At 43.4% G+C, this 249-nt stretch carries 1 protein-coding gene; it reads left to right on the plus strand.

What is annotated here, in order from left to right; all coding sequences use genetic code 11:
* Positions 1–249: transposase (locus FNH22_RS31870; protein WP_143402584.1), on the plus strand; the 249-nt coding region annotated here is incomplete at both ends.

A 249-nucleotide genomic window follows, 5' to 3' on the forward strand; every position in this document is an offset into this window, starting at 1 on the left:
TACAAAATTGGTTTTTTGATCAGATTGGAGTGGATAACATCACAATAGATTTTGATAGTACGGTGATCACTCGTTATGGAGATCAACAAGGTAGTGCGAAAGGATACAACCCCAATAAACGAGGGAGGAACTCACATCACCCATTGATAGCTTTTGTGGGACAAACCCGGATGGTAGCCAATGCGTGGCTCAGACCGGGTAATACCGCAGACAGTAGTAGCTGTAAAGCCTTTATGCAGGAAACTTTTG

This window comes from Fulvivirga sp. M361, from assembly GCF_007097395.1.
Classification (GTDB): domain Bacteria; phylum Bacteroidota; class Bacteroidia; order Cytophagales; family Cyclobacteriaceae; genus Fulvivirga.